We start from the raw sequence: 11,866 nt of genomic DNA, 5'->3' as shown, positions 1-11,866 counted from the left end.
TGATAGGAAATTCAGCTGTTGTTGATAGGCCCGACCAACTCTGGAAATTTAAGTTAGCAGAACTTAGTGAGAATGAAGCTGCGTCGCCACAGTGTTAAGGTGGGACTAATGAGCTCGACTGCTTAGGGCGGGAAGAAATTCCCAAACAGAGGTCTCGGTGGGGCTGTCCTGATGGATCAAAGCGAATTCAGCAAGGAATTTTTCAAATCCCTCTTCTCCCAAAGCCTTGTTGAAGACGGCTGAAAACCCTTTACTCCTAAATTTTCCGATCTCAGCCCATTCATTAAATCCGATCCAAGACTCGAAAATCATATAATCGCCCCCCGAAACAAGACGAGAAGCCTCCCCGTTTAGCGAAAATCCGCTCGACTTCATTACTCTAGCGAACTGAAGCAAATAAGCCTCTTTTCTTATCACCATTCCAGGTTTTATCTTCCACCTTTGAGCGAAGCCGAACCGAGGGTGGTCGATGTCCAAATTACGATAATCAGAACCTGGAACTTGCTCAAGGATTTCAGTTTCCCCACTATTTATCTCCAAAGGAGTTAAATGCTTTTGCCAAAAAGCAACTTCTGGATTGCTCATTCGAGCAGCATCTGCCGGTGTTCCGACACCTACCCGGTGAGTCGTCTCAGTTCGATCCAAGTCGGACCATGGTACAGGACCAAACCAACGAGCGTACTGACCAGTCCGAGGACCAGTCAAAATTTTGTGGGTGAACCATTCGTCAGTTCCTTCCCCTACATTGAACCTCTGAGTCTTTTCCGCCAAAGCAGCTTCGTAGGCGACTACATCGCTTTTCGCTACTTCGATGTAGCGAACAACGTATATCATTCTTTCGTCAACCTCACTCGCTGCCGGATCGTGATCGTCTCCATGCAGAATAAAACAATTTAAAATAAAAAATAGGCTCAGAATTTTCTTCATAATATTTTCTTCAAAGTATTCGGCGTTTACCGAAGGAACGGCCCCATCAAGCAATTTGTCAAGAAATTTGTAGCGAGCGCTAAACATATATTGCCTTTGATCTAAAATGGTCCCTGCGTCACAGCAAATAAATATGCTAGACGCAGCGTGGATCGAAGAGAGTAAAGCTGATCTCGGTTACGGCATCCCTCTCGGAAGCCAGTATCGAAGCTCTCCACGTATCCGTTATGCCAAGGGCTTTCGGCTCTATTTAGAGCATCTTTATCCTATTCTCGGCAAGCCAGTGGCGTAGCCCGCGCTCGATGAACTCCGAGCCGTTGTCGCTGCGGATATGATCGGGCCCTCCTGCTCCAGTAGACGGGCGATCTCATGGCATCCTATTTCTGGGTATTCATTCGAGAATCGGCTAAACGCGGACTTCAGCTTCGAGAGCCAAGCGTCCGGCTGCTTCGCCCGGTAGGCGAACGCGCGGTCAGTCGGTCGATATTTAGCTCATTTCTAAGCACTTTTGCATAGGTTGAGTTGCATTTCCCCATTTCTCGCCAATATTTGGGTATTTAGTGTCGATTCTTTAAATGGTCTTATAGTCAGTGCCTTAACTTAAAATTTCCATGGAACAGTCATCTGTCGAAGTCAGTAATCAAGATCCGGTCGTTCAGTTCTCCATATTTACGGAAAACAAGGTGGGGCAGTTATCTGATTTGACTTGTTTATTCTCTCAAGCAGAGATTCATATCTTGGCAATTACGACCCTGGATACGACAGACAGTGCGATTGTGCGTGTAGTGGTAGACGATCCAGACCAAGCGAAGCGTCTGTTACAACAAAACAATGTGTCCTTCTCGGAGAGCCAAATTCTGGCAGTTGAAATCGCCGGTGAACACGACGTCGAACTGGTGCTGAAGGCGTTATTGGAGACCGAGATTAATATACACTACATTTACGCTTTCTTAAGCAGACCTCTGGGGAGATCCGCACTCGCAATGAGTATTGAGGATATGGATATTGCAATCGATATTTTAGGAGCTCGAAACCATAAAGTCTTGAATCAGGGAGATATTTCCCGCTAATCGGTGCGTTTTAAAGTTTTTTGAATTAATAAATCCGCGATTTCTCTTCGCGAAAGAAAATGAAAGCTGCCGACACCGAAGGAAATCAAGTTAAGAATCCCAAAGAATCAGGGCCCAATCATCAGGACTTGGAGGTGAAGGACGCCCAAATCATTTTTAACTCGGTTTGGTCAGATCTGGAAGCTGAATACGGCAAGGAGAATCTACATTTTCCGAAGGAGCTGATTCTTTTAGGAGGCGCGCCCGGCGCGGGTAAAGGAACCAATACACCGTTCATGATGGAGGCACGCGACTTAACATGTGGACCCATTGTGGTGAGCTCGTTGTTGGATACACCCAAAATGTGTGAGCTCAAAGAGGCAGGGCAATTGGTTGGCGATACCGAGGTGGTCAAAATCCTTTTCGAGAAGATGCTGGAGCCGGAATACCAGGACGGCTGTATTCTTGATGGATTTCCTCGAACCCTGGTTCAGGTCGAGTGCATGAAACTGCTTTATCATAAAATGCTGCAGTTGCGCAGTTATTATGATAACACAAAGCACCACCACAATTTTCGTCAGCCGATCGTTCACATCATGATGCTTTTCATTGACGAGAAGGAAAGCGTCAAGAGGCAGTTAAGTCGAGGTCGGGAGGTTCTGATACACAATGAGGAAGTGGATCGGACGAGAATCGGAGAAAAACTTGAGTATCGAGTAACCGACGCAGATCCCAAAGCAGCACAGCGTCGCTACAAGGTTTTCAAGGAGCGTACCTATGACGCGCTCCAGTCGCTGCGGGAAGTATTCCACTACCATTTTATAAATGCCCAAGGCTCACTGCCGGAGGTGCGACGAAATATCGTAAAGGAGCTTCAATACCAGAGTTCCTTGGAGCTGGATCCGTGCACGTACGACAGTGTCCGCCGACTGCCTTTGGCTAGTGAAATCGTCTCACACGCCCGGCAGGAACTCGTGAAACGGCTCGATATTTACGAATTTGAGCATCCTGAGGAGTTTCATCGGGTGATCAGCTTTATTGAAGCGGACATCATGCCAATCGTTATGCATCATGCTATTTCGGGAAGCGCTCATGTGAATTCAGAGAACCCGATTTTGGATAGCCCGCTAGCCATGGCCATGCTTATAGACATTTTTTCAGAGCGGGGATTCCATGCGACCGTTGATTTACACAAGATTGAGATCCCGGAGTCTTTAGATAGCCACACCGGTAAGATCTATTGTCGAACGAAGAAGGTATGGAGAACGCGAATACTCTTTCAAGGGTCGGAACTGAGACGAGGATAGGCGATCGGCTTGCGGTGCTCGGTTGCTTCGGTGGAGGGATTTAAATGGATTCGTTTGTTTGGGAAAACGGCTGACTAGGGATAGTCAGCCCTACCTTGATGAGGCAGATGTGGCATGGTGTGAGCGCCAGCCCTACGAGACCGCTTGAGTTGGGACCTCACAGAAAGAAAAAAGGCGGAACCCGGAGATCTCGCCTTTGCAAATGCGTTCGAGTGATCCGGTTATTTGATCAGTTTAATGGTGAAGGGATACCTGTAGGCAACGCGGTCATGGGCTTTGATACCTGCAATTATGCCTAAAATGAGAACTCCCAATCCCAGAACCGGGAAAAGTAGGGCTCCAAATCCAACCGTGATGATAGAAATCACGATGAGTGCAAAGTAAGCGATGATCACTGCAATGTGGAAATTCAGAGCTTCTTTCGATTTGTCCGCGATGAAGGCGTCTTCGTCCTTTTTGATTAGGAAGATCATCAAGGGTACAACGAATGAGGTGAAGATGCCGAGTATATGGGCGAGTAGGGCCATCGTTCGGGCATCTTTGTTCACAGCTACGGATTCTTTGGCTTCCTGAGGAGCAGCCTTTAAGGAAGGATTGTTTTCAGGGGGAAGGTTAGAAGGCTCCTGTTCTATTTTGGAAATAGAAAGTAAATCCCTTTCTCAGGGAAGCCTAGGCCGAGGGGATTGGGCAAGCTTAGGCCATTTTGTTGCGAATGCGGATATGGGTATGATGCTCGACATAGTGTTCGAGGCTTTCGATAGTGCCCAAATCTGCCGCGTTTGGCGTTAGTTCCTTAATCGGGAGGTTAATGATTTTCACCGTGGAAGCGCGGTTTGGATCGGGTAGTCGAGCAACCCATTCCTCGTTGACGGGATAGCCCTCCTGCCGGCAGTAAAGGTAGAGGCATTTCAGGTAGGTCGCTTTCGGATTCATTCCGTTCTCCCAGGAATCAAGACCCCTTGTCAGAAGCTCTAGGGAGTCGTCGATGCTCTCGCTTGAAACCGGATTTGAGAGTAAGACGTTTGCGAGGCGAGCGGCCATCTCGAAAGCCTCGTATCTCAGTGCTAGTTTTCCCCGTTTGCGGGAGATATGGGCCTCTTTGAGAAATCCGGTAAAACTGCCTGGTTTGAGCTCGATTCGGAACTCACCCTCGTCGAACAGATCAATCGCGAATTGTCGTTCTGGCTTACTTGACCGTCGGACCAAAGCTGTAAGGGGACCTTGCTGTTGGGTGTAAAGCCGGTGGGCTAAGTATCGGTCTCCCCTTGGCTCGCTGCCCAGTGAAATGGCGAATGTTGAGATTTCGGGCGAGGCCATGCGGCGAGGCTCTACTTGGTTTCACTCTCGATGCTCGGAGAATGCGTCCATTCTGGTACGACTGCTCCTCCGGAAATAATGAACTTCATCCCTTCGCCAACGCTCATGTCTAGCTCTTTCACTTGATCCTCCGGGAACATCACGAGAAATCCGCTCGTAGGGTTCGGAGTCGTGGGAATAAAGATGTTTTTCAGAGGCTTGTCGGTCTGGTTCCTGATCTCTCCTCTGGAACTGCTCGTGAGAAAGCCGATAGCGTAGACGCCTTCTCGGGGAAATTGAATCAATACGACCTTTTGAAAGACCGCTCGATTTTGTGTGCTGAATGTCTCGATGATCTGCTTAACGGAGGTGTAGACCGTGTTGACGACGGGTAGTGTGTGCAACAGGCGCTCGCCGATAGACCACAGATACTTGGCCACGAAGTAACGGGATAGGAAGCCCAGGAGGGTCACGAGGAAGACTACCATGATAGTAGCGGTCACATTCCAGAACAACTCGAGTTTTGGATCGGTGAGAATCTCTCGAGGGAGAAAGAAGAAAACCTTCGCTTTGAAGCTGCCTCCAATCTTGAGGACGAGCCAGTTGAAGACGAAAAACGTGATGCCCAGGGGGGCAAGGAGTATTACGCCGGATAGGAAGGCTCTTCGGATTGATGTTAGCATGTTTTCGGGAGTATTTTAGAATTTCATCATTAGGCGATTAAGAAACGACTCTAGATTAATCAAAATGTTCTTAGCGAAACTGCATTTTGTTCTGAATTGCGTTGATCGGCCTTCGAACAACGCTTTTTTATGGAAAGTTTATGCAGTGGATAGGGGCAAACCGATTGTACTCGAAGTGCTCACTCGCTCAGTGGGGGGAGCGGCTTGATGGGCGTTGGGAGGATCGATTCTCGGATGCCGTCCTCAAACGGGGAAGGAAGTTGTATCGTAAAGGGCGGATCCGAGAGATTTCTGTCGGAGAAGGGGACGCGATTGTGACCTGCAAGATTGGAAAATTGGAAAACTACTCGGTAGTCGACTGGGTCGATGGACAGTTTTCGATTCGGTCCTCTACGTCCGATTCGGTTTTCGCTGATGCGATCGCGGTAGCTGGTTTTCTGGAAATTGAAGAGCTGATAGCGGATGAGGAAATGTCTCATCTTGAAGATGGTGTCCCCTTGGGAACTGGTAGTCAGATTACCACCGAACCGCTCGACGGGATGGACCAAAGCAAGCGCGAGGAGCATGAGAAGAGAATGCTCCATCTGGTTTTAGATACTCACTTTCAAGGTTTGATTTGTGAAGCGTATTGGTTATCTGAGGACGGTCGGAGGGTTCCGGCATTGGGTGGGGTTGATGGCGCTCCCAAGGCTGAAACAGGTAAAGAGAGAGGACGGCTTATCTCGCTGGCAGCACGGGCTCGCAAGTCCCACTTTGTTTATTCAGAGGAGTTCAATGGATACCTTCTGCGGAACCTTCAGGAGATTCCCTATTTCGTCGGTAAAGTTTGGCCAGCATGGAAGCGATCCTACTTGACCGAGGAAAGAGAGAATGTAGCCAACATTAGAAGTGGAATAACTGAGCTAAAGTTGGCCGCTAAAGCTAAGTTTAGAAAGGACCGCAAACTGGATCTCCAATGGGTTTTAAATACGGGCAAGCTGAATTTGAACGAAGAGATGACTCGCATGCTGATGGATGGGGACGGAGTGCCCGCCTTGATTCCCGAACTGGGCATCGTTAAGCTCTCCAGCGATTCGCGTGAGCTCCTGAGTCGCTGGGAAGATTTTGAGTCGGAGAATCCTCAAGGCTTTGAGCCCTACCAGCTATTCTCGCTCTTCCCTGAGGAGAAGTCGAGCGTCGAGCTAGAAGGGGAGCTTTTGAAGTGGCGGACCGCCCTAATGGAATCGAACGATGATGGGGAAAAATGGCTGGATAGCCTTCGGCTTTATCAAAGAGAGGGTGTGCAATGGATGCATCGGCTCTTGGAGAATGGCTGCCACTGTTTACTGGCGGACGAGATGGGATTGGGAAAGACGCTGCAGGTGATCGCGTTGGTGAAGGAGAGACTGTCTGCGGGGAAAAAAGCGCTGATTGTTTGCCCTGCGAGTGTCGTTCCCGTTTGGATATCCGAGTTTGAAAAGTTTGCCCCGGAACTGAAAGCGAAACGGTACAAGGGGAAGCTGGTTTCTGAGGAAGGCACTGGGTGGGATGCGATTGTGACGAGCTTCGCGTTGATGAGAAATCGTATCGATCACCTGGTGGAAGAGGAATTTGAATACGCGATAATTGACGAGGCTCAGTTTATCAAGAACCCGGATGCCAAAGTGACGCGAGCCGCTCTCAGAATCAAGGCCCGGAACCGAGTAGCTTTATCGGGTACTCCGATTGAGAACAAACCGCTCGATATCTGGCCATCTTTCCAGTTTTTAATGCCCGGTCTTTTAGGGAGTCGAAGCAAGTTTGAATTGCGGCAACAGGCTAATCCAGGTCCTTTTAAGGCACGGCTGAAAATGCAGATCGCTCCTTTCATGCTTCGCCGAACGAAGTCTCAAGTTGCTCACGACCTGCCTGATAAAATAGTGATCGACCAGCTTTGCCCTGTGACGAAACGCCAGGCAAAAGAATACTCAGCCATCTGCGCTGCGGGTCTGGAGCGATTAGGCAGCAATTTTTCGGAGGCGCTTAAGGGCCAACGCTTTGCTGCCTTGAGCGTTTTGACCCGTTTGCGGCAGGCAAGTTGTGACCCATCATTGCTGCCATGGGTGGAGTCAAAGTTAGAAGATAGCGGGAAGCTTATGGTTCTGCTGGAGAAGTTGAATGAGGTTTTGGGTACCGGTCATAAGGTCGTTATTTTTAGTCAGTTCGTGCGATTTCTGGATCGTATAAAGGCTTTGATCGTTCAATCCTTTCCCGAGCTTCCCTTGTTTGAATTGACGGGTTCGACCCGAGATCGCGAAACGCCGGTCAAAGGATTTCAGAGTACCGAAGACACGGCAGCGATGTTGGTGAGTCTGCGCGCAGGAGGTTCTGGCATCACTCTGAACGCGGCGGACTATGTGTTTCTGATGGACCCATGGTGGAACCCTGCTGTGGAGAATCAAGCGATTGATCGCGTCCATCGAATCGGCCAGGAAAACACCGTCTTTGTCTATCGGATGATCGCAAAAGGAACGATTGAGGACAAAATTCAGGAGCTGAAGCAGGACAAACAAGAGCTGTTCGATAGCATCGTGCAAAATAGCTCTACCGGGGCGGATGAGTTGGCCCGCCAATTCAAGTCGCTCGAAGCACTTCTAGTGCTTTCACAGACTGATTGAGGCGAGGACGGTAACGGCTTTAGGGAAGTTTGTTCGATTCAATCTTTCCATTCTGTCCGAGATCGGGTTTTTTGAAACCCATGGGAAATCGCCTTATATTTGTCACCGCATTGTTAGTTTTCTGTGTTCCGCTGCTGGCTCGGGACAAACCGAATATCATCTACATCATGGCAGATGACCTTGGCTATGGTGACTTGGGCTGCTATGGTCAGAAGCTCATCCAGACCCCACATATTAATCGACTCGCTGAGAACGGGATGCGGTTTACTGATTTCTATGCCGGCTCGACTGTATGCGCTCCTTCTCGCTGTGTTCTGATGACTGGTCTCGATACAGGCCATTGCTATCTTCGCGGGAACGGTAAGAACAATTTGCGTCCCGAGGATGTCACAGTGGCAGAACTTTTGAAAGCGGAAGGATATGCGACCGGACAGGTCGGAAAGTGGGGATTGGGCCACGAAGGGACGTCGGGAATGCCTACCAATCAGGGCTTCGACTATTTTTATGGATACCTGGATCAGCATCACGCCCACTTGTTTTATCCGACCTTTGTCATTCGCAATGAGGATCGTGTACCCTTGCGGAACGAAGTCCCGAACGAGGGAGAATGGGGTCAGGGAATAGCCAGTTTAAAAATCGATTATACCCCAGCTTTGATGGTCGATGAGACGCTTAGTTTTATCGATCGAAAGAAAGATGAGCCCTTCTTCCTCTATCTTTCCTATACGCTCCCGCATGCCAATAATGAGGCGTGGAATGAAACGGGAAACGGGACTTCAGTACCTGACAATGGAATCTACGAGGACAAAGATTGGACTAAGCAGAACAAAGGTCAGGCCGCCATGGTTACCTATTTAGACTATATGGTGGGCCAAGTTGTGGAGCGACTTGAGAAACATGGATTGATAGAAGATACGGTGATCTTCTTTACCTCAGATAACGGTCCCCACAGCGAAGCTGGAAATGATCCAAGGTTTTTTGATGCGAATGGCCCCGTGACGGGGATTAAGCGAGTCTTGTACGACGGGGGAATACGGGTACCGATGATCGTGCAATGGCCCGGAAAAATTAAATCTGGATCCACTACTTCTCTTATTTCTGGAGCGGTCGACTTCATGGCGACCGCTGTAGATATCGCAGGGGATTCATTGGAAGTTCCGACGAACGGTATCAGTTTCTTACCCACGCTTTTGGGTAAGATTAGGCAGCAAAAACGTCACGAGTACCTGTATTGGGAATTCTATGAACAAGGATCGAAACAGGCCATAAGAAGGGATAAGTGGAAAGCGGTTAGAAGGCCCATGTTGACCGGTCCGATTGAAGTATACGATCTTTCAAACGACATCGCGGAAGAGAATGACCTCGCCAAGAGCAATCCTGAATTGGTTTCTACCTTCGAAAAGCTGTTCGCTGAAGCGCATACCCCTTCGGAATGGAAAACGAGAGGAAACCTCAACAATCCGGAAGCCGAGCGCAGGGAGTTTCGCGAGAGATAGTAAGCCGGAATCGTACAAGTTTGCGTGGATGCACTAGGTGTGTGTGGAGCGCGAGCGGCCCATGGAGAGCAATCGCACTGACAACTTTAATCAGTCGAACCACTCGTCTTCGGGGTCGAATTTGGGGATGGGGATGTTGACGATTTTCATTTCACCTACGGCACGGTGTTTACATCCGGGGCGGATGAGGACGGCGGTCATGGGCTTGAGGGGAAACAGCTCCCCGTCGAGCTCGATCTGGCCTTCGCCCTCGAGGACCAGATAGATCTCGGTTAGCTTCTTGTGGTAATGCGTTTGTGAATCCTTCTTAATGTCAACGAGGTGGATGGATGCGATTTCGTTGTCATCGTCCATGAACGCACGGCGGGAAAATCCGCAGGGACAGGGAGCGGCTTCAATGTCGGCGAGGTGGGAGATCTTGTATCGTTTGCTCATGATTGGTTGAGGGAATATCTCGTGAGATGAGCAAGGATCGCAATCCCATTTATCTGGGCGGCCTCCTTAGCCTCCTTGAAGACAATTACTTTTGTCTTGCGATAAGCCGAATTGGAAGGGTCAATATCTGTCTTAACCCTTTCACGGGATTCGTACTGGTTCCTGCACGATTAATCCACTTTTAAACAACTTATGAGACTAGCGCTTTGCATCATTTCTCTAGTCGGCGCCGCTGCCATAGCGGCAGACCGGCCCAACATCGTCTGGATGGTTTCCGAGGACAACTCCAAGCACTGGCTTCGCCTCTACGAAGAGGGAGGGGCGGCGATGCCAAACATTGAAAAGCTGGCGGAGAACGGGCTCGTTTTTCAGAACGCCTTCTCAAATGCTCCGGTTTGCTCAGTTGCCCGGAGCACGCTCATTACGGGATCTTATGCGCCGCGAATCGCCGCTCAGTACCACCGGCGAGCTGCCATGGCTCCGATGCCCGAAGGTCTGCGGATGTTTCCTCATTATCTGCGCGAAGCGGGCTACTACACGACTAACAACAGTAAGACAGACTACAATTTGAGCGACAAAGGAATGTGGGATGAGTCGTCCAACAAAGCGACCTACCGAAACCGGGATTCCGAGCAGCCTTTTTTTCATGTGCAGAACTTTGGGAGAACGCATGAAGGGCAGTTGCATTTCACCGAAGAATTCATGGAGGAGAACGCGACCGAAACCGATCCGCACGGCATCAAAGTTTTTCCTTACCATCCGGACACGCCAGTCTTCCGCTACACTTACGCCAAATTTCAGGATCATCACATCGAGACGGATGCCCAAATGGGGGAATTCCTGGCTCGGTTAAAGGACGACGGCGTTGCCGATGATACGATCGTTTTCTATTATGGGGACCATGGAGGGGTGCTGCCGCGTGGAAAGGGCTACGCTTACGAAAGTGGCCTGAACGTGCCACTTGTTGTCCATGCCCCCGAAAAATGGAGACACTTGCTGCCAGTGAATGCAGGGAGAAGCGTGGACGGGTTTGTGAGCTTTATCGATTTTGGGCCGACCGTGCTGAATCTGGCAGGTGTGGATGTGCCAGAGACGATGGATGGGATGCCTTTTTTGGGAGAAGGGGTTACGGCTCGGGACCTCATTCGCCGAGACGAGGCCTTTGGCTACGCGGACCGTTTCGATGAAAAGTACGATTTGGTCAGGACCTTTCGAAAAGGAAAATACAAGTACATTCGCAATTACCAGCCCTTCAATTTCGATGGCTTGTTCAACGACTACCGATACAAGATGCTGGCCTACAGAGAGTGGTACGCGATGTACCAAGCGGGCGAACTAAACGCAGTGCAAAGTCAGTTTTTTGAGCCACGTGAGGCAGAGGCTCTATACGATATTGAAAAGGATCCGCACGAGACCAATAATCTGGCCGACGATCCTAAATCTGCGAGCGTATTGAGGGATTTGAGACAGCGCCTAACAAATCAGGTCAAGGAAATCTCGGATCTCAGCTTTTTACCGGAACCCGCCATGCTTTCAGAGGCCTTGTCGAACCCAGTCCAGTTTGGGCGAGAAAATCAAGATCGGATCGGCAAGCTCGTTGATACGGCTAATTTGAGTCTACTTCCCTTTGCCAAAGCGAAAAGCGGGATCGCAAAAGCGTTCAAATCGAATGACCCTTGGGTACGGTACTGGGGAGCGATTGTTTGCAGCTCTTTTGGCAAGGAAGCGTCGAGCTTTTCCGAAACCGCAAAAAATCTCGTTAAGAATGACGGTGATAATCTGGTTAGAGTCAGAGCGGCTGAGTTCCTCGCTTTGATCGGTGCCGTAAAACCCCAAAAGGCAATTTACTTGTCGTTGAAAAATGCGGAATCGGAAGTGGAGGCGAACCTCATTCTAAATACGGTGACCTTGCTTCAAGATGGCCAGCCCGGATACGAATTTAATATCAATCCAGGCATTTTTCCGAAGGAATGGCGCTCTAACGTGCGAGGTAATGTAAGTCGCCGACTGGCCTATTTTACGGGCGAATAAGACAAT

11 protein-coding genes are annotated in these 11,866 nt (G+C 49.5%); 6 read left to right on the top strand and 5 right to left on the bottom strand.

What is annotated here, in order from left to right; translation table 11 throughout:
• Positions 1-105: 105 nt before the first annotated feature.
• On the bottom strand, positions 106-1,014 hold the full coding sequence (locus tag GA004_RS13340) for a hypothetical protein (RefSeq protein ID WP_283394369.1): 909 nt from the start codon (positions 1,012-1,014) through the stop codon (positions 106-108).
• Between the two features lie 46 nt (positions 1,015-1,060).
• On the opposite strand from GA004_RS13340, the gene GA004_RS13335 reads away from it, so the two are divergent.
• The 3 genes from GA004_RS13335 to GA004_RS13325 all read left to right on the top strand — a co-directional run bounded on the left by GA004_RS13335 (position 1,061) and on the right by GA004_RS13325 (position 3,283).
• Complete coding sequence (locus GA004_RS13335; protein ID WP_283394368.1) at positions 1,061-1,219, top strand: hypothetical protein; 159 nt, start codon at positions 1,061-1,063, stop codon at positions 1,217-1,219.
• Positions 1,220-1,538: 319 nt separating this feature from the next.
• Entirely contained in the window at positions 1,539-1,997 is a 459-nt protein-coding gene (locus GA004_RS13330) for an acetolactate synthase (protein WP_283394367.1), read from the top strand.
• A gap of 59 nt (positions 1,998-2,056) precedes the next feature.
• On the top strand, positions 2,057-3,283 hold the full coding sequence (locus GA004_RS13325; RefSeq protein ID WP_283394366.1) for a nucleoside monophosphate kinase: 1,227 nt from the start codon (positions 2,057-2,059) through the stop codon (positions 3,281-3,283).
• Positions 3,284-3,504: 221 nt separating this feature from the next.
• Here the strand turns inward: GA004_RS13325 and GA004_RS13320 are convergent, their stop codons facing one another.
• The 3 genes from GA004_RS13320 to GA004_RS13310 all read right to left on the bottom strand — a co-directional run bounded on the left by GA004_RS13320 (position 3,505) and on the right by GA004_RS13310 (position 5,262).
• The gene (locus GA004_RS13320) at positions 3,505-3,831 is read right to left on the bottom strand and encodes a DUF4870 domain-containing protein (protein ID WP_283394365.1); all 327 of its coding nucleotides are present in this window, start codon (positions 3,829-3,831) and stop codon (positions 3,505-3,507) included.
• A 145-nt stretch (positions 3,832-3,976) separates the two neighbouring features.
• Positions 3,977-4,600: a hypothetical protein gene (locus tag GA004_RS13315; RefSeq protein ID WP_283394364.1), complete on the bottom strand. Its 624-nt coding sequence runs from the start codon at positions 4,598-4,600 to the stop codon at positions 3,977-3,979.
• Between the two features lie 11 nt (positions 4,601-4,611).
• Entirely contained in the window at positions 4,612-5,262 is a 651-nt protein-coding gene (locus GA004_RS13310) for a DUF502 domain-containing protein (RefSeq protein ID WP_283394363.1), read from the bottom strand.
• A 140-nt stretch (positions 5,263-5,402) separates the two neighbouring features.
• Here GA004_RS13310 and GA004_RS13305 point away from each other — a divergent pair, with 140 nt between their 5' ends.
• Positions 5,403-7,898: a DEAD/DEAH box helicase gene (locus tag GA004_RS13305; RefSeq protein WP_283394362.1), complete on the top strand. Its 2,496-nt coding sequence runs from the start codon at positions 5,403-5,405 to the stop codon at positions 7,896-7,898.
• 80 nt (positions 7,899-7,978) lie between these two features.
• Entirely contained in the window at positions 7,979-9,394 is a 1,416-nt protein-coding gene (locus GA004_RS13300; protein WP_283394361.1) for an arylsulfatase, read from the top strand.
• Positions 9,395-9,484: 90 nt separating this feature from the next.
• Here GA004_RS13300 and GA004_RS13295 read toward each other — a convergent pair whose 3' ends face one another.
• Complete coding sequence (locus tag GA004_RS13295) at positions 9,485-9,829, bottom strand: cupin domain-containing protein (protein ID WP_283394360.1); 345 nt, start codon at positions 9,827-9,829, stop codon at positions 9,485-9,487.
• 192 nt (positions 9,830-10,021) lie between these two features.
• Between GA004_RS13295 and GA004_RS13290 the strand changes: the two genes are divergently transcribed.
• Positions 10,022-11,860, top strand: coding sequence for a sulfatase family protein (locus GA004_RS13290; RefSeq protein WP_283394359.1), 1,839 nt, complete (start codon positions 10,022-10,024; stop codon positions 11,858-11,860).
• Positions 11,861-11,866: the final 6 nt, after the last annotated feature.

This window comes from Candidatus Pelagisphaera phototrophica, assembly GCF_014529625.1.
In the GTDB taxonomy this organism is placed as follows: domain Bacteria; phylum Verrucomicrobiota; class Verrucomicrobiia; order Opitutales; family Opitutaceae; genus Pelagisphaera; species Pelagisphaera phototrophica.
The sequence above is the reverse complement of the archived record's forward strand: the minus strand, read 5'-3'. Positions and strand labels throughout refer to the sequence as shown.

What these genes read in the sequence shown, in the direction of transcription:
- GA004_RS13340 (WP_283394369.1), bottom strand. Translation starts at nt 1,014, where the DNA reads ATGTTTAGCGCTCGCTACAAATTTCTTGACAAATTGCTTGATGGGGCC.
- GA004_RS13335 (WP_283394368.1), top strand. Translation starts at nt 1,061, where the DNA reads ATGCTAGACGCAGCGTGGATCGAAGAGAGTAAAGCTGATCTCGGTTAC.
- GA004_RS13330 (WP_283394367.1), top strand. Translation starts at nt 1,539, where the DNA reads ATGGAACAGTCATCTGTCGAAGTCAGTAATCAAGATCCGGTCGTTCAG.
- GA004_RS13325 (WP_283394366.1), top strand. Translation starts at nt 2,057, where the DNA reads ATGAAAGCTGCCGACACCGAAGGAAATCAAGTTAAGAATCCCAAAGAA.
- GA004_RS13315 (WP_283394364.1), bottom strand. Translation starts at nt 4,600, where the DNA reads ATGGCCTCGCCCGAAATCTCAACATTCGCCATTTCACTGGGCAGCGAG.
- GA004_RS13310 (WP_283394363.1), bottom strand. Translation starts at nt 5,262, where the DNA reads ATGCTAACATCAATCCGAAGAGCCTTCCTATCCGGCGTAATACTCCTT.
- GA004_RS13305 (WP_283394362.1), top strand. Translation starts at nt 5,403, where the DNA reads ATGCAGTGGATAGGGGCAAACCGATTGTACTCGAAGTGCTCACTCGCT.
- GA004_RS13300 (WP_283394361.1), top strand. Translation starts at nt 7,979, where the DNA reads ATGGGAAATCGCCTTATATTTGTCACCGCATTGTTAGTTTTCTGTGTT.
- GA004_RS13295 (WP_283394360.1), bottom strand. Translation starts at nt 9,829, where the DNA reads ATGAGCAAACGATACAAGATCTCCCACCTCGCCGACATTGAAGCCGCT.
- GA004_RS13290 (WP_283394359.1), top strand. Translation starts at nt 10,022, where the DNA reads ATGAGACTAGCGCTTTGCATCATTTCTCTAGTCGGCGCCGCTGCCATA.